The 16676-nt window shown below is 57.5% G+C and carries 15 protein-coding genes; 14 read left to right on the top strand and 1 reads right to left on the bottom strand.

Going from position 1 to position 16676, the window contains the following annotated elements:
- Positions 1 to 95 precede the first annotated feature (95 nt).
- The 14 genes from H9C73_RS00875 (at position 96) to ahpF (ending at position 15298) form a co-directional block, all read left to right on the top strand.
- On the top strand, positions 96 to 608 hold the full coding sequence (locus H9C73_RS00875; RefSeq protein WP_456238092.1) for a lipocalin family protein: 513 nt from the start codon (positions 96 to 98) through the stop codon (positions 606 to 608).
- Between the two features lie 71 nt (positions 609 to 679).
- Positions 680 to 1525 (top strand): NAD-dependent protein deacetylase, encoded by an 846-nt coding sequence (locus H9C73_RS00870; RefSeq protein ID WP_209285881.1) that lies wholly within the window; start codon positions 680 to 682, stop codon positions 1523 to 1525.
- A gap of 145 nt (positions 1526 to 1670) precedes the next feature.
- On the top strand, positions 1671 to 2969 hold the full coding sequence (gene ugpB, locus H9C73_RS00865) for a sn-glycerol-3-phosphate ABC transporter substrate-binding protein UgpB (protein ID WP_209285880.1): 1299 nt from the start codon (positions 1671 to 1673) through the stop codon (positions 2967 to 2969).
- A gap of 56 nt (positions 2970 to 3025) precedes the next feature.
- The gene (gene ugpA / locus H9C73_RS00860) at positions 3026 to 3907 is read left to right on the top strand and encodes a sn-glycerol-3-phosphate ABC transporter permease UgpA (protein WP_209285879.1); all 882 of its coding nucleotides are present in this window, start codon (positions 3026 to 3028) and stop codon (positions 3905 to 3907) included.
- Entirely contained in the window at positions 3907 to 4758 is an 852-nt protein-coding gene (ugpE, locus tag H9C73_RS00855) for a sn-glycerol-3-phosphate ABC transporter permease UgpE (RefSeq protein ID WP_209285878.1), read from the top strand. Before ugpA ends, ugpE begins: the two co-directional genes overlap by 1 nt.
- Before the next feature lie 2 nt (positions 4759 to 4760).
- A complete protein-coding gene (gene ugpC / locus H9C73_RS00850; protein ID WP_209285877.1) occupies positions 4761 to 5825 on the top strand; it encodes a sn-glycerol-3-phosphate ABC transporter ATP-binding protein UgpC in 1065 nt (354 codons plus the stop codon).
- Positions 5826 to 5828: 3 nt separating this feature from the next.
- Complete coding sequence (locus tag H9C73_RS00845) at positions 5829 to 6572, top strand: glycerophosphodiester phosphodiesterase family protein (protein WP_209285876.1); 744 nt, start codon at positions 5829 to 5831, stop codon at positions 6570 to 6572.
- Entirely contained in the window at positions 6562 to 7335 is a 774-nt protein-coding gene (locus H9C73_RS00840) for a DeoR/GlpR family DNA-binding transcription regulator (protein WP_236013994.1), read from the top strand. The genes H9C73_RS00845 and H9C73_RS00840 overlap by 11 nt, the downstream gene beginning before the upstream one ends.
- Entirely contained in the window at positions 7328 to 8131 is an 804-nt protein-coding gene (locus H9C73_RS00835) for an HAD-IIB family hydrolase (protein WP_209285874.1), read from the top strand. The genes H9C73_RS00840 and H9C73_RS00835 overlap by 8 nt, the downstream gene beginning before the upstream one ends.
- Positions 8132 to 8222: 91 nt before the next feature.
- Positions 8223 to 10481, top strand: coding sequence for a GGDEF domain-containing protein (locus tag H9C73_RS00830; RefSeq protein WP_209285873.1), 2259 nt, complete (start codon positions 8223 to 8225; stop codon positions 10479 to 10481).
- A 475-nt stretch (positions 10482 to 10956) separates the two neighbouring features.
- A complete protein-coding gene (locus H9C73_RS16305; RefSeq protein WP_209285872.1) occupies positions 10957 to 11958 on the top strand; it encodes an HNH endonuclease in 1002 nt (333 codons plus the stop codon).
- A gap of 156 nt (positions 11959 to 12114) precedes the next feature.
- Positions 12115 to 12699: an HAD family hydrolase gene (locus H9C73_RS00820; RefSeq protein WP_209285871.1), complete on the top strand. Its 585-nt coding sequence runs from the start codon at positions 12115 to 12117 to the stop codon at positions 12697 to 12699.
- Positions 12700 to 12896: 197 nt separating this feature from the next.
- On the top strand, positions 12897 to 13454 hold the full coding sequence (gene ahpC / locus H9C73_RS00815) for an alkyl hydroperoxide reductase subunit C (RefSeq protein WP_456238093.1): 558 nt from the start codon (positions 12897 to 12899) through the stop codon (positions 13452 to 13454).
- Positions 13455 to 13759: 305 nt separating this feature from the next.
- Positions 13760 to 15298: an alkyl hydroperoxide reductase subunit F gene (gene ahpF, locus H9C73_RS00810; protein WP_209285869.1), complete on the top strand. Its 1539-nt coding sequence runs from the start codon at positions 13760 to 13762 to the stop codon at positions 15296 to 15298.
- 84 nt (positions 15299 to 15382) lie between these two features.
- On the opposite strand, the gene H9C73_RS00805 is transcribed toward ahpF, so the two are convergent.
- Positions 15383 to 16576, bottom strand: a complete 1194-nt coding sequence (locus H9C73_RS00805) for a GAK system CofD-like protein (protein WP_236013993.1) — start codon at positions 16574 to 16576, stop codon at positions 15383 to 15385.
- Between the last annotated feature and the right edge of the window lie 100 nt (positions 16577 to 16676).

Below are 16676 nucleotides of genomic sequence, written 5' to 3'. Positions count from 1 at the left end.
ACTTTGCGAGCAGCTGTTCCCGGGATGGTCCAGATCCTGACGCCGGCGTATAGCAACTAAGCTGAGATCATGACCTACCGATGCGAGGAATTTTCATGCGCGCACTGCTTTCAGGGCTGATGCTGATGGTGCTCACCGCCTGTACCAGCCTGCCGGACCGTGTCGAACCGGTGCAGAACTTTGAACTCGACCGATACCTGGGCACCTGGTACGAAATTGCTCGGCTCGATCATGCGTTCGAGCGTGGCCTGAGTCAGGTGCAGGCACAGTACAGCCTGCGTGAGGATAGTGGCGTCAGGGTGATCAACCGGGGCTATGATGCTGAAAAGAAAGAATGGCGCGAAGCCGAAGGCAAGGCCTACTTTGTCGAGGACCCTGATACCGGCTACCTGAAAGTTTCCTTTTTCGGGCCTTTCTATGGCGCCTACGTGATCATGGCGCTGGACCACGAAGACTATCAATATTCGCTGGTCAGCGGCCCGGATCGGGACTACCTGTGGATACTTTCACGTTCGCCACAGATGGATACAGAGACGCTGGAGCAACTGGTCAACACAGCACGCGAAGCCGGTTATCCGGTGGATGAGCTGATCTATATGGAGCATTGAAGCAGTCCCTTGCTACCATAAGGCAGCTGACCGGCGCACACCGAACTGTCAGAGCTTAAACGGATACGACCATGCCTCACTCTGAACTGACTGACTTCATCCATCGCCATCCACACCTGCTGGTACTGACCGGCGCTGGCATCAGTACCGATTCCGGTATCCCCGACTACCGCGACAAGAATGGCGACTGGAAACGCAAGCAGCCGGTGCAGCACCCGGATTTCATGCGCTGCGAGCATACCCGCAAGCGCTACTGGGGCCGTAGTCTGGTGGGCTGGCCGGTGATGCGGGATGCACAGCCCAACCCCTCGCATGCCGCCCTGGCCCGACTGGAGCAGCAAGGGCATATCGACCTGCTGGTGACCCAGAATGTGGACGGTCTGCACCAGCGTGCCGGCAGCCAGCGCGTCATTGACCTGCATGGACGCTCTGACCGTGTCATCTGCATGAGCTGTGACTTCACATGCACCCGGGATGAGGTGCACGAACGCAGTGGAGTGCTTAACCCCGACTTTACCCAACTGAGCGCCGCCACCGCTCCGGACGGCGATGCAGACCTGGAAGTGGATTTCAGTGGTTTCCGTATTCCTGGCTGCCCGAGCTGCGGCGGCATCTTGAAGCCTGATGTGGTGTTTTTCGGCGATAACGTACCCAAACAGCGCGTCGTGGATGCTCTGGAAGCGCTTCAGCAGGCCGATGCCCTGCTGGTGATCGGCTCCTCACTGATGGTCTATTCCGGTTTCCGCTTCTGCCGCCGCGCCAGCGAATGGAACAAACCCATCGCCGCCCTCACACTCGGCAGGACCCGTGCCGATGAACTGCTGAGCCTCAAGCTGGACGCCCCCATCTCGCCGGTGCTGGACGCGACTCTGAAGGAGCTGGAACAGGCCAGCGAACCCGCACCTGCCTTCACTTAACACCGCTGTCACCAGACTGACTTTCATTTGAAAGCAGACTGACAATCAAATGAAACATCCATTTGTTGCAATGCATCTCGAACCGGGCGGTGCCACACGTTGCTCGCCCTGATGGCTGTTCTAAACAAATGGATGGAGCGAAACCATGTTGCGCAAGACAGTGGGAGCACTGACATTGTCAGTGATGGCGGCACAGGTACAGGCAGCAACCGAGATTCAGTGGTGGCACGCCATGGGCGGCGAACTGGGCGAGAAGATCAATGAGATCGCTGACAAGTTCAATGCCAGCCAGGATGACTACCAGGTTGTCCCCGTGTTCAAGGGTAACTACACCGAGACCATGACGGCGGCGATTTCAGCCTTCCGCGCCAGGGAACAGCCGCACATTGTGCAGGTATTCGAAGTAGGCACCGCCACCATGATGGCCGCCGAAGGCGCTGTCTATCCGGTGTATCAGCTGATGGAAGATACCGGTCAGGCGTTCGACCCCCGTGACTATCTCGCCTCTGTCACCGGCTACTACACCAGCAACGACGGCAAGATGCTGTCCATGCCGTTCAACAGCTCCACCCCGGTGCTCTATTACAACAAGGATGCCCTGGCCAAGGCCGGTGTCGAGCCGCCCAAAACCTGGGAAGAGATGGGCGAAGCCGGTCGCAAGCTGCTGGAAGCCGGCTACGACTGTGGCTTCACCACCGGCTGGCAGTCCTGGGTGCAGCTGGAAAACTTCAGCGCCCGTCACAACGTACCCTTCGCCACCGAAAACAACGGCTTTGCCGGTCTGGACACGGAACTGGCGTTCAATAGCCCGTTGCACGTGAAACACGTTCAGCAGCTGGCCGACTGGCAGAAAGAAGGCATTTTCAGCTACGGCGGTCGTCGCTCTGACAGCGCGCCCAAGTTCTACAGCGGCGAATGTGCCATGTACATGAACTCCTCCGCCTCTTACGCCGGGGTGAAAAACAACGCCAAGGGCTTCGAGTTCGGCGTTGCTCAGCTGCCCACCTGGGGTGAGGCGATCGAGCAGCCGCAGAACAGCATCATCGGCGGCGCCACCCTCTGGACCCTGCAGGGCCATGACAAGGATGACTACAAGGGTGTAGCACGCTTCTACAGCTTCCTGTCGTCCCCGGAAATCCAGGCCGACTGGCACCAGTTCACCGGTTACCTGCCGATCACCCATGATGCGGCCGAGCTGACCCGTGAGCAGGGCTTCTACGCTCAGAACCCGGGTACCGACGTGGCGATCACCCAGATGACCTCTGTCACACCGACCGCCAATTCCAAGGGCCTGCGCCTGGGCAACTTCGTACAGATTCGCGACATCATCAACGAAGAACTTGAAAACGTCTGGTCCGGCAAGGACAGCGCCGAAGCCGCCCTGAACCGTGCGGTTGAGCGTGGCAATAAGCTGCTGCGCAAGTTCGAGCGTCAGAACGGCTAATACCGTGACAGGCAGGGCCAGTCGGCCCTGCCGTTTCTGCACGTTTCGGAGATTCCATGCAAAGCCAACCCGTATTCAACCATCGCTGGCTGCCCTGGCTGCTGTTGCTGCCGCAGTTGGCGATCACGCTGGTGTTCTTTCTCTGGCCCGCGGCTCAGGCAGTCTGGCAGTCCTTCCTGATGGAGGACGCCTTTGGCCTGTCCACCGAGTTTGTCTGGTTCGAGAATTTCAGTGTGCTGCTGCAGGATGAGATCTATCACCGCAGCTTTGCCACCACCTTTATTTTCAGTATCGGCGTCACTGCTCTGTCCATGGGCGGTGCACTGCTGTTGGCCGTTATGGCCGATCAGGTGATTCGCGGTGCCCGTGTCTATCGCACTCTGCTGGTCTGGCCCTACGCTGTGGCCCCTGCCGTGGCCGGCGTGCTGTGGATGTTCATGTTCAACCCCAGCATCGGCATTCTCAGCTATCTTCTGGAGCAGCTGGGCTACGACTGGAACCATTTTCTCAACGGTGACCAGGCGATGCTGCTGGTGATCATTGCCGCCGCCTGGAAACAGATCAGCTACAACTTCCTGTTTTTCCTTGCCGGTTTGCAGGCGATCCCGCGCTCGCTGATTGAAGCCGCGGCACTCGATGGCGCCGGACCGATGAAACGCTTCTGGACCATTCTGTTCCCGCTGCTCTCCCCCACCAGCTTCTTCCTGCTGGTGATCAACGTGGTGTACGCCTTCTTCGATACCTTCGGCATCATCCACGCCGTGACCCAGGGCGGCCCCGGCGGCAGCACCAGCATCCTGGTGTACAAGGTGTTCGATGACGGCTTCAACGGTCTGGATCTGGGCTCATCCGCCGCCCAATCGGTGATCCTGATGGCCATTGTCGGCGCACTCACCGTGGTGCAGTTCCGTTATATCGAACGCAAGGTGCAGTACTGATGATCGAAAACCGTCCTCTGCTTAATCTGATCAGTCACCTGATTCTGTGTCTGGGTGTACTGGTGGTGGCCTTTCCGATCTGGATCGCCTTTGTGGCTTCCACCCATGCCCCGGAAGCCCTGAACAGCGGCACCGTGCCACTCTGGCCCGGCGATCGCTTTGTGCTCAACTACGCCATGGCGCTGGGGCTGGAAACCGGTCAGAAAACGCTCAACGTGAATTTGATCAGCATGCTGGGTAACAGTCTGATCATGGCGTTGGGCATCACCATCGGCAAGCTGCTGATCTCCATGCTGGCCGCCTACGCCATCGTTTTTTTCCGCTTCCGCTTTCGCATGCTGTCGTTCTGGCTGATCTTCATCACCCTGATGCTGCCGGTGGAAGTACGCATCATGCCGACATTTGAAGTGGTGGCTGACCTGGGTCTGCTCAACTCCTACTCCGGCCTGATCCTGCCGCTGATCGCCAGTGCCACGGCGACCTTTCTGTTCCGCCAATTTTTCCTCACGGTGCCACACGAACTGATCGAAGCGGCGCGCATGGATGGCGCAGGGCCAATCCGCTTCTTCATCGACATCCTGCTGCCACTGTCACGCACCAATCTGGCGGCGCTGTTCGTGATCATGTTCATCTACGGCTGGAACCAATACCTCTGGCCGCTGCTGATCACCACCGATGAGCACTACTACACCGTGGTGATGAGCATTCAGCGCATGCTGGCTGTCGGCGATGCCGAAGTCGCCTGGCACCTGGTCATGCCCAGTACGCTGATGGCCATGTTGCCACCGGTGCTGGTGGTCATTCTGATGCAGCGCCTGTTTATCAAGGGCCTGGTTGAAACCGAGAAATAATGATGTCCAATCTATCGCTGGCCAATATTGGCAAAACCTATCCCAACGGCCATCAGGCCATTCACAGTCTCAACCTGTATGTGGAACCCGGCGAGTTGATCGTACTGGTCGGCCCTTCCGGCTGTGGCAAGTCCAGCCTGCTGCGCATGATCGCGGGGCTGGAAAGCATCACCGATGGCGATCTGCACATCGGCGAGCAGCAGGTAAACCGGCTGGAACCGGCGCAGCGCGATATCGCCATGGTGTTCCAGAACTACGCGCTCTATCCGCACATGAGTGTGTTCGACAACATGGCCTACGGCCTGCGCAATCGCGGGGTGCCCAAGGTGCAGATTCGTCAGCAGGTGGAGTCCACCGCCGAGATGCTGCAATTGGGGCACCTGTTGGACCGAACACCGCGCCAGCTCTCCGGCGGCCAGCGCCAGCGGGTCGCCATGGGCCGTGCCATCGTGCGTCAGCCCAAGGTGTTCCTGTTTGACGAACCCCTGTCCAACCTGGATGCCAAGCTGCGTGGCCAGATGCGGATCGAAATCAAGCGCCTGCAGCGCAGACTCAACACCACCACCGTCTATGTAACCCATGACCAGACCGAAGCCATGACGTTGGCCGACCGTCTGGTGGTGATGAACGCCGGGTGCGCAGAGCAGATAGGTTCACCACTGGAGGTCTACCAGCGCCCGCAAACCCCGTTTGTGGCGGGCTTTATCGGCTCATCCAGCATGAACTTCACCTCCGGCGTGCTGGCCGACAACCATCTGCGCCTGGGCGATTTGAGCATTCCGCTGAAACAGAAGGTGAATTTCAACGGCGACGTGATCGTGGGCCTGAGACCCGAGCACCTTCATCGCGGTCCGGACTACCCACATCGCATTGAACTGGACGTGAGCCTGCTGGAACAGCTGGGAGCCGATACGCTGGTGCATGGCAAGGTGCCGGGGCTGGATCAGGAACTGATTGTGCGTCTCAAGGGCAGTCACAGCTGTGCGCTCGGCACACGGTTATCCCTGGGATTTAATTGCGATGAACTCCACCTGTTCTGCGCCCAACGCCAACAACGGATCAACTGAAAGATGACTTCACTGAACACCCCGTCCCGCGTGACGGGCCACCGCGGTGTGCCCAGTCTGGCCCCGGAAAACACCCTGGGCGGCTTTCGCAAGGCGGCCGAGATCGGCGTAGGCTGGATCGAGCTGGATGTCACCCTGCTGGCCGATGGCACACCGGTGGTGAGCCATGACGCCACCACTGGCCGCTGCGGTAATCGCAATGAACTGCTGCAACAGTGCCTGCCGGCCGAACTGGATGGCCTGAATATGGCAGCACGGCTGCCAGACTGGCCGACTGAGCCCTTGCCCCTTCTGACCGACACGCTTGTCCTGCTGCACCGGCTTGGACTCGGTCTGAATCTGGAAATCAAGGATCATGGCCTGCCTGCACCGACCCTGGTATCCGCCGTGCTGGCAGCACTGGACCAAACCGCCTTCCCGAGCGAGCAGTTGCTGATCTCCAGCTTCAGTCGCTCCCTGTTGGCGGAATGCCAGCTGCAGGCCCCACTCCTGCGCCGTGGCCTGCTGGTGGATGACCTGCCCTGTGACTGGCATCAGCAGGCACAGCAGCTGGCACTGTTCAGCCTGCACGTTCACTGGCGCCAGCTTAACTATCTGCGCGTACAGGCCATCAAGCAAAGCGGACTCAAGCTGTATTGCTGGACGGCCAATGAACCTGCCGAGATCGCGTCCTTCTGGCACTGGGGGCTGGATGGCGTGATCACTGACTATCCGCAACGGTTTAACGAGATTCATGATGTTGAATGAACGCCAGGACCACATCCTTGCCCTGCTCAACCACCGGGGTGAACTTGAGGTCGAACAGCTATCCGAACAGTTTTCGGTCAGCACCCAGACGATCCGCAAGGACTTGAATCAGCTTTGCGAACTGGGGCTGGCGCGACGTATTCATGGCGGCGTCAGCCTGCCCGCCAGTGCCCTGAACCTGTCTTACGGCAGCCGCGAACAGCTCAATGCGGGCGTCAAGCACAAGATGGCGCAGGCATTGGCCGCGCGTATTCCCGATGGCTCCACCCTGATGCTGGGCATCGGCACCTCCGTCGCCCACCTGGCCCGAGCCTTATCGCAACACCAGCGCCTGCGTGTGCTGACCAACAACCTGGATGTGGCCGGTGTCCTCTGTGAATACCCGGCGATTCAGGTACTGGTGATCGGAGGCCACCTGCGCCATAACGACCGCGACATGGTGGGCGAACCGGTTACCCGCACTCTGGACCAGTACCGGGTCGATTTCGGCATTGTCGGGGCCGGTGGCCTGCATCCGAACGATGGCGTGCTGGATTTTGACCCCCAGGAAGCGAACGTAAGCCGCGCCATATTGCGCAACGCCCGTCAACGCGTGCTATTGGCCGATGCCAGCAAATGGAGCCGTAGCCCAATGGTCAAGGTGGCCGGGTTCGACAGCATCGACCTGCTGGTATGCGATTCTCTGCCTGACATTCAGCTGGAACATGCACTTCGGGAACACGCTGTGGGCCTCATTCAAACCGGAGGGCAGATGGATGCATGACCTCAGCCATATTCGCTATCTTTTGACCGATGTGGACGACACCCTCACCACCGATGGGCGTCTGCTGCCGGAAACCCTCTCAGCCCTGTACCGGCTGGCTGATGCCGGGATCACCGTTGTGCCGGTGACCGGAGGCTGTGCCGGCTGGTGTGACCAGATGATACGCCTCTGGCCCATCCCGGCCGTGATCGGTGAAAACGGTGCCTTCTACTTCCACCGCGATCCACAGGGCCATGTAGCGCTGCAAAGCTGGGATGACCCAAGCCTGCGTGCTCAACGCCAGCAGACCCTGCTGACACTGGCACAAGCCGCCCTGTGTCGAGTGCCCGACATCACACTGGCGAAAGACCAGTCGTACCGTCTGGCCGATGTCGCGCTGGACTACAATCAGGACGTTCAGGGCATCACCTCCGATCAGCTGCAGCAGGTCGTCTCCACCTTTCACCAGGCCGGTGCTCAGGCACGAGTGAGCTCGATTCATATCAATGCCTGGTTCGGTGATTACAGTAAACAGGCCATGTCCGAGCGGCTGTTGAAGGAGCGGTTTGGCCTGGATGATGAGCGCATTCAGCAGGAAGTTGCCTACATCGGTGACTCGGCCAATGACGAATCCATGTTTGCCTATCTGAAACACACCTTCGGCGTGGCCAACATTCATCCCTGGCTCCCCCGGATGCAGGCTCACCCCCATGAGATCATGAACCGACCGGGTGGATACGGCTTCAACGAGCTGGCGAGCCGCCTGTGTGAAGCAAAGGCAGCGCAGGAACAGGGAGAGCCCTGTCGAGTTGATTAACCGATGAAGACTTCGCGTTTCTCATTCACACCCTTTTCACAGTAAGGGTATATACTGCGGGTATCAGGAACGGCAGGTACAAGACCCGCTGATGCGCTTTTTAAGACAAGGACACCGGCCCCCCATTATTGCGGTGCTTGCGCTGCTGGCCTCCTTTTGTCTGTTATTTGGCGCCCGCCTGGGCGCCGAGCCCGTGCAGCTGGATCAAAACTGGGAATATCGCTGGGGTGATTCCCCCTTCGTAAACGACGTACCTGCCTGGACCCTTGAGCCGGCCCCGGATGCCTGGCACAGCATCGACTTTCCCTCCAACCCACCCGACCGGAATGACCGACAAAACGTCTGGTATCGCACGGTGTTGCCTGAAGGCAACTTGAACGACCCGGTGATGTATATCTTCAGCGTTGACCTGATTGTGGAGGTCTACCTGGAGGGCGAGCGCATCTACCATTACGGTGAGTTTGATGAGCAAGGCCAGGGCACCTTTCAGGGCTGGCCCTGGCATATGATCCCTCTGCCACAGAACGCGGCCGGGAAACCGATCTATTTCCGTATTTTCAGCAACTATCTGGACATCGGCCTCTGGGGCGAGGTCAAGATCATGGAGCGGATGAAGCTCTACCAGCAGGTGCTGCAGCAATCGTTCGATGGACTGACGATCACCGCCTTCAGCCTCTTGATCGGCCTGCTCTGCCTGCTGTTTGCCCTGCTCAATGCAGAACGCAAAAACCTGCTGGCACTGGCACTGTTCTCGGTCTGCAACGCCGGGCTTGCGCTCAGTGGCAGCCAGGCCAAGCAACTGATACTGAACCAGCCACTGATGTGGGATTATGTGGAAGCGGGCAGTTATTACCTGCTGCCCATTGCGTTGCTGATGCTATTGCGCAGCTGGTACGGCCCACATCACAGACGCCTGTTCAACCTGCTGATGCTGGTCTTTGGCAGTTATTTCTCGGCGGCCATGCTGCTCTCCGCCATCGGCCTGACCAGCGTGGCCAACACCTATCCTCCGTTCGACCTGCTGTTTACCCTTTGCATTCCGCCCATGCTGTTCGTGGTAACACGCCAATGGCGCAACGCCACCCCTGACCAGCGCACGCTGCTGTTGGCCACCGGACTGCTCACGGCCCTGCTGCTGTGGGATATGGCCGTGGCACATAATTGGGCTCCCTGGATGGACGTACCGGTCGGCTGGGGCTCACTGGTGTTTGCCTTCGCCCTGATAGCGCTGTCTGTGCATCACTTCAACCGAACCCGACGTGCCCTGTCGCAGTTGACCCTGAGCCTTGAAGAGCGGGTCAACGACCGCACCCGGGAGCTGGAAAAAATGGCGCTACAGGACGCCCGACGCGTCAAGGCACTGGAGTTTGGCAACCGCAAGCGCGGTACGCTGGATGAACTGGTCGCCAGCATGGAATCCACCGGGGACATTCACCAGGCGCTGCAATGTCTGAGTGATCAGATCCGCGGGCTCTGCTCGCCGGTGCCCGGTGCCTACTATTTACAGGATAACAACGACTACCAGCTGCATCGCGTCGCACAATGGGACAGCGAGGAGCACCTGCCCGAGCAGCTGGACCCCGCCAGCTTCAAAGCGCCGAGTCAGCACTGGAAACGCTTCCCGATCCACTATGACACGCCCGGGGATGAAGGGGTGCAGACCGGCATGCTCTGGCTTAACCTGGACCCGGATATCGGCCTGTTTGACAACCTGAGCCCCTACACGCTGGAAATCCTGTTTACGCGTGGCATCGAGCGCATCAACCTGACCCTGTCCAAGGTGGCGCTGCAGCAGGCTCTGAGCCGCTTTTCATACGAAGACGCCCTCACGGGTGTCCACAACCGCCGTTATCTGGATCAGATGCTCGAGCACGAGCTGGCCCGCGGCGCACGCAACCAGTCGGATATCTCACTGGTTATCTGCGACATCGACCACTTCAAGCGACTTAACGATTCCTTTGGGCATGCCGCCGGCGACAAGGTGCTGCAACAGGTGGCACAGCAGCTGATTTCCACCTTCAGGAGCAGTGACATTATCTGCCGCTACGGCGGTGAAGAGTTCGTGATCGTCATGCCGGACACCCGCCTTGAGGACGCCAAAGCCCGGGCCGAACAGCTCCGGACAACGGTGGAAGCGGCCGACTTCCATTTCAACAACCTGCCCATCGGCCCCGTTACACTCTCGGCAGGCCTGAGCACCGGACAGGCGGGCAGCGTGTCAGCCGAAACGCTGCTGCGACAGGCCGACAAGGCGCTCTATGAAGCCAAGAATGCCGGCCGTAACCGAGTGATCTACTTTGAAGACCCAGCCACTCAACGTGACCCGGCCACGCAAACCTGGTCTCCGTAGTAATTGTCAGCGTAATTACACTCCGTGCACACCGGCTTTGACGCCTCCTGTGAATGACTCTCACGCGAAGGCACCTGAGAGTTGGCAGAAGCGGTATTCAAGTAACGTAAAATCAAGGTCATGGTGCATCTCCTCTGAGCTATTGATGACTTAATCCTAATAAACCCTGACTATTTATTTAAATTTATAGTTTCTTTATCCATGATAGCTATTGGCAATGGAAATACCACAGAGCCCCCTCCTCTTACCGGCCAGGGTCGGTCATAAACTAATCAGTGCATAACTTCACACACAGGAAAGTACACAGGTAGACACAGGCTTGTGCACAGCTTTAGCTCTGACTTTCGCGCAAGGTTTTGTCCGTGCATCCATTTTTGAACACGAATTGAATAAACCCTGACCATTTCTGCAAACCCCGTATTTCAAGGGGTTAAGAGATGATCGAAGCACAGTTGTCATGAGGTTTTCCACAGAGGTGTTCAAGGTTTCTGGGGGTAAGTTTCATGCCCTCGAAAAAATGGAACAGAAACAGCGCCCCACTTCAATGAAGATATCAACAGATTTTATTTGCGATGCAGGTGTGAATAAGTTTGGGTGGGGAATGGGTGTGGATGAGTTGAAACAAGGGGCGTTCAAACAGCATGATAAGCTTCTGACTATTACAAAAGCCGTTCACATGAATAACGGAGCCTCGATGTCACGGAATGATTGGACACCTAACGAAGTTAAACTCGCCTTTCACCTTTACTGCCAGCTGCCCTATGGCCGCTTGCACCGGAATAATCCGGCTATTATCGAACTGGCTCAGTTGATTGGCCGAACCCCTTCTGCGGTCGCAATGAAACTGGTGAACCTGGCCAGCTTGGATCCGGCGATTCTTGCATCGGGCCGAAAGGGCTTTAGCAACGCTTCGAAGCTAGACCGTGAAACTTGGGACGCTTTCCACTCTGACTGGGAAGGACTTGTACTGGAATGCGATCAAATCAAAGCAGGCTTAACAAAAACATCCGCGCCCGAGGCGTTAGAGCTCAACACCACAGAAATACGGGCGGGTACTACCCGTCCACAAGTCATTCAACAACGTGTGGGGCAGTCCTTTTTCAGACGTGCTGTACTGTCCAGTTATGCTAATCGTTGCTGTCTGACCGGGCTTTCCGAAGAACGCCTATTAATTGCCAGTCATATCGTGCCCTGGAGCCAAGATCCCGCTAATCGGTTGAACCCAAGCAACGGGCTCTGTTTGTCTGCACTCTACGACCGGGCTTTTGATCAGGGGTTGATTACCTTTGATGAGAACTGGCGCTTAGTTGTCTCGCCACAACTAACTAGAACGGACCCTGCTATCACTGCAAATTTCTACAACCTTGAGGGGCAAGCCATTGAATTACCTGAACGATTCAGCCCTGACGCTCGCTTGATGGACTGGCACCGAGAACAGATCTTCATTAATAGCAGCCTTGATGGCACAAGTACCTAGTGACCAAGGACCCTAACCAATACAGATACTCAAAGACCGTTAATATCGGGGTGTTCCATCACATGAACCAATCCTTGCAATGCCCACGTAAGCATAAGAGTTGAAAGAGAAATAGTCTTTCTTGCCACTCAAGCGACCAGACCTCAAGGCCTCACCGTGAAACACATCCAAGGCATTATTTTCGATCTGGACGGCACACTGGTGTCGTCCTCACTGAATTTTCGGGCGATCAAGCAGGAGATCGGCTGCCCGCCCGAAGCGGATGTGCTGACGTTTCTAGAGGGTTTACCTGAGCATAAACAACAGGCAGCCATGGCAGTCATTCATCGCCACGAGCAGCGTGACGCCGAACAGTCTGACTGGATACCGGGTGCGAAGGCCTTCGTGGACAGATGTGATGCGCAGGGGATTCCGATGGCGATCGTGACACGGAATTCAGAGCAGTCCACCCGACTTAAGATGGCGCGCAACGACATTCCGATTGAGCGTGTGGTCACACGCGAGCAGTCCAAACCCAAGCCTGATCCTGATGCTCTGCTTCAGATTGCGCGGGATTTCGCACTGCCCGCGCAAAGCATGCTGATGGTGGGCGATTATCGATATGATCTGGAAGCCGGCCGCAACGCACACATGAGTGCCTGTCTGGTCAACTTTACCGAGTTGCCCGACTATGCTCATTTGGCCGATTACACCTTTCAACATTTCGGCCTGCTGCACCGGGCCATGTTCGGGCCTGAGTGAGTGTGCGAAGGTGGCATCTTGTCAATTAGCCGAGCATACTAGGATGCGATGCATGGATGGGCGATAGAAAGATTTATAGCCTTTAACTATCACCCCTATCGACATCATCAATTTCACGAATCGCGACTCACGGGCTAATATAGCCACATATTTTCACAGCAACCCAGTAAATCTTCAGGAGATTCAATCACATGGGTATCGTTAACACTGAGATCAAACCGTTTCAGGCGACTGCGTTCAAAAATGGTGAGTTCGTTGAAATCACCGAAGAAACCGTAAAAGGCAAGTGGGCTGTATTCTTCTTCTACCCGGCCGACTTCACTTTCGTTTGCCCGACCGAGCTGGGCGACGTTGCAGACAAGTACGAAGAGCTGCAGAAACTGGGTGTTGAAGTATTCTCCGTGTCTACCGACACTCACTTCACCCACAAGGCGTGGCACGACGCTTCTGAAACCATCAACAAGATCCAGTACTACATGGTCGGCGACCAGACCGGTACTATCACCAACAACTTCGGTGTTATGCGTGAAGGCCAGGGCCTGGCAGACCGCGCGACCTTCCTGATCGATCCGGAAGGCGTTATCCAGGCAGTTGAAATCACTGCTGAAGGCATCGGCCGTGACGCTGACGACCTGCTGCGCAAGGTTAAAGCCGCTCAGTACGTTGCTGCTCACCCGGGTGAAGTTTGCCCGGCGAAGTGGAAAGAAGGTGAAGCGACTCTGGCTCCGTCTCTGGACCTGGTCGGCAAGATCTAAATCCGTATTGGTCTCTGGCGAGCACTGGCCAGTGACAGATCGGATCGCGAGCCGCAAGGCTCGCACATGCGCCACCCTTTTTGGGTGGCGTTTTTGTATGTATGACCCAAATTTATGATGCGCTGATTTCGTGATTAAACAAAGCTATCAACCTATTAACTACGATTAATTTCACGCATGAAAATCAAGTAGTTAAGATAGCCACATATTCGGAATGAGCACCACCGCCGCAACAGGAGATCCACCAGGCGGACAGCCCATTCGAGGACTAAGACTGAACTTTTGGTATTGAGGGAACACTCGCTATGTTGGATGCAAACCTGAAGCAGCAATTGAACACCTACCTGCAGAACATCGTGGCTCCGATCGAGTTGAGCCTGACCACAAACGACACCGACAAATCACGTGAGCTGGAAACGCTCGCCGGTGAAATTGCCGAGCTGTCTGACAAGATCAGCGTCAAGGCCGGCAATGACCGCCGTGCACCGAGCATGGCCGTAGGCGCCGCAGGTGAAGCGCCGCGCGTCAATTTTGCCGGTATCCCGATGGGCCATGAGTTCACCTCGCTGGTACTGGCGCTGCTGCAGGCAGGCGGTCACCCGTCCAAGGCGGACGCCGAGCTGCAGGAGCAGATTCGCAACCTGCCGGGTGAGTTCCACTTCGAGACCTATATCTCGCTGTCCTGCCAGAACTGTCCGGATGTGGTGCAGGCACTGAACCTGATGGCGGTCCTGAACCCGAACATCACTCATACCATGATCGATGGTGCCCTGTTCCAGGAAGAAGTGGATGAGCGTCAGATCATGGCCGTACCGTCCGTCTACCTGAACGGCGAACACTTCGGCCAGGGCCGCATGACCCTGTCCGAGATCGTGAACAAGCTGGATACCGGTGCTGCCGAGAAAAAGGCCGCTGAACTGAACGAACGCGATCCGTACGAAGTACTGGTCGTCGGTGGCGGCCCGGCGGGTGCCTCTGCTGCCATCTACGCCGCACGCAAGGGCATCCGCACCGGTGTCGTGGCCGAACGTTTTGGTGGCCAGGTGATGGATACGCTGGGTATCGAGAATTTCATCTCCGTGCCCTACACCGAAGGCCCGAAACTGGTTGCGAGCCTGGAGCAGCACGTTAAAGAGTATGAAGTCGACATCATCACCGAGCAGTCGGCGGCCAAGTTGACCAAAAATGAACTGATCGAAGTAGAGCTGGCCAGCGGTGCCACGCTGAAGAGCCGCAGTGTCATTCTGGCCACTGGTGCCCGCTGGCGTGAAATGAACGTACCGGGTGAGCAGGAGTACCGTGGCAAGGGCGTCGCCTACTGCCCGCACTGTGACGGCCCGCTGTTCAAGGGCAAGAGCGTTGCCGTGATTGGGGGTGGCAACTCCGGCATCGAAGCGGCGATCGACCTGGCCGGTATCGTGAAAGATGTGACCGTACTGGAGTTCGCCGATACCCTGCGCGCCGATGATGTACTGGTGAAAAAAGCAGAGTCCCTGCCGAACGTGACCATCATCAAGCAGGCGATGACCACTGAAGTACTGGGCGATGACAACAAGGTGATCGGTCTGAAATACAAGGACCGTCGCACCGACGAAACCCACGTGCTGGATGTGGCCGGTATCTTCGTTCAGATCGGTCTGATGCCGAACAGCGAATGGCTGAAAGACAGCCTGGAGCTGACCGAGCGTGGCGAAATCGTGATCGACAGCCACGGTGCCACTTCCATGCCGGGTGTATTCGCCGCCGGGGATGTGACCGCGACACCGTACAAGCAGATCGTGATCTCGATGGGATCGGGTGCCACCGCGGCACTGGGTGCTTTCGATCACCTGATCCGCAACTGATCAGATCCGTTCAGTGTTCCTTATCTCTCTTCAGCGACTTGCTGACTTTGCCGCCCTCCGGGGCGGCTTTTTTATGCCCGCCACTCAGGTCATCGACAGCAGCGCCGACACCAGCTTCTCGTTGTCGTACACCTCCGGCTGCGCCGGATCCGTCAGGTCCATATCAACCAGCTGGATACCGAGTGTATCCAGATGCGCCTTGAACGTCTCGTCCACACCCGACAGGTAACGGCTGTCGAGCAGCACCAGATTGAGCAGGCGAGAGACCGGAACCGGCTCTGCCAGATCCGCCTGCAGATACGCAATCAGTGCATCCACCTGTTGCCTGAGCGTCATCCCGAACTGCTCCGGGTCCTGCCCCAGGTTGGGAATGTAGATTTTCGGGCAGGGGTTATCCGCCACGCCCTCTCCGACACCGCTGACCAACAGGTTGGCGACCAGACTGCTGTAAAAGCTGCCGGGCGGATAACAGATCAATTCAGCCGAAGCGAGCAGCTTACGGTTGGATTTGCGCAGTTTGGAGCCGGCCGGCTTGGGCTTTTTCTGCGACCGCACCAGTGACAGGTGATGAATGGCACTGCGGATAGGCGCCACCTCCTTGCCGGTCAACAGGTGCTGCCCGATCACACAGGAACCATCTTCCAGCTCTGCCATCAGTTGGCGTTCATCCCCCGAGATCGCGCGCACGGTGCCCCGCACATTGACCAGCTGGGAGAACAGGAAAATGATCGGATCCAGGGTGCGGTTGTTGTTCAGATACCCGCCGGTAAGGATCAAATTTCCGATACTGGCCCCGCGCAGATCAAACCCGTCCGGCATCGCCTGCTGAAAGTAGCCCAGATGATGGCAGATCAGGCTGCGCATGGGGTTGGGGATACAGCGCACCAGCGGATCCTTGCCCTGTTCCATACGGTTGAGCTGGTGTTTGAGGCTGTCGGCGTCGGCCTCTTTCGGCAGGCGGTAGCTGAACAGGCGCACAATCTCCGGGTGCCCCAGTACGGTTTCATCAGCCAGCGCCATCAGACGCGAACGCAGGTCCCCGACGGCGGGCATGTCGAACGCCTTGCGCAACACTGCCGAGCTGCCACCGGAGTCAAACGCCGACACCAGATGAATGGAGTTGTGGGTGTACGCTTTCAGCGTGCGGGAGAGTCCGTTCAGCGCCGAGCCGCCACTGAAAAACAGGACCCGCGGGCCCAGCTCCGGCAGTTTCTGGTAGCGCGTCAGTTTGAGGGTGTCCGGTATCTGAACCGGTCGCGTCATCAGGAAACGGGGCATGCAATCCTCTCTCTCGCCAGTACCAGCTTTAACGCCAACGTCATGTTCCTGTCATGTTAGGGTCGAGTACATTAACGTATAGTGACACGCGAATTGTTGT

Origin of the sequence: Marinobacterium alkalitolerans, from assembly GCF_017776525.1 — a bacterium.
GTDB classification, from domain to species: Bacteria; Pseudomonadota; Gammaproteobacteria; order Pseudomonadales; family Balneatricaceae; genus Marinobacterium; species Marinobacterium alkalitolerans.
The sequence above is the reverse complement of the archived record's forward strand: the minus strand, read 5'-3'. Positions and strand labels throughout refer to the sequence as shown.

What these genes read in the sequence shown, in the direction of transcription:
- H9C73_RS00875 (WP_456238092.1), top strand. Translation starts at nt 96, where the DNA reads ATGCGCGCACTGCTTTCAGGGCTGATGCTGATGGTGCTCACCGCCTGT.
- H9C73_RS00870 (WP_209285881.1), top strand. Translation starts at nt 680, where the DNA reads ATGCCTCACTCTGAACTGACTGACTTCATCCATCGCCATCCACACCTG.
- ugpB (WP_209285880.1), top strand. Translation starts at nt 1,671, where the DNA reads ATGTTGCGCAAGACAGTGGGAGCACTGACATTGTCAGTGATGGCGGCA.
- ugpA (WP_209285879.1), top strand. Translation starts at nt 3,026, where the DNA reads ATGCAAAGCCAACCCGTATTCAACCATCGCTGGCTGCCCTGGCTGCTG.
- ugpE (WP_209285878.1), top strand. Translation starts at nt 3,907, where the DNA reads ATGATCGAAAACCGTCCTCTGCTTAATCTGATCAGTCACCTGATTCTG.
- ugpC (WP_209285877.1), top strand. Translation starts at nt 4,761, where the DNA reads ATGTCCAATCTATCGCTGGCCAATATTGGCAAAACCTATCCCAACGGC.
- H9C73_RS00845 (WP_209285876.1), top strand. Translation starts at nt 5,829, where the DNA reads ATGACTTCACTGAACACCCCGTCCCGCGTGACGGGCCACCGCGGTGTG.
- H9C73_RS00840 (WP_236013994.1), top strand. Translation starts at nt 6,562, where the DNA reads ATGTTGAATGAACGCCAGGACCACATCCTTGCCCTGCTCAACCACCGG.
- H9C73_RS00835 (WP_209285874.1), top strand. Translation starts at nt 7,328, where the DNA reads ATGCATGACCTCAGCCATATTCGCTATCTTTTGACCGATGTGGACGAC.
- H9C73_RS00830 (WP_209285873.1), top strand. Translation starts at nt 8,223, where the DNA reads ATGCGCTTTTTAAGACAAGGACACCGGCCCCCCATTATTGCGGTGCTT.
- ahpF (WP_209285869.1), top strand. Translation starts at nt 13,760, where the DNA reads ATGTTGGATGCAAACCTGAAGCAGCAATTGAACACCTACCTGCAGAAC.
- H9C73_RS00805 (WP_236013993.1), bottom strand. Translation starts at nt 16,576, where the DNA reads ATGCCCCGTTTCCTGATGACGCGACCGGTTCAGATACCGGACACCCTC.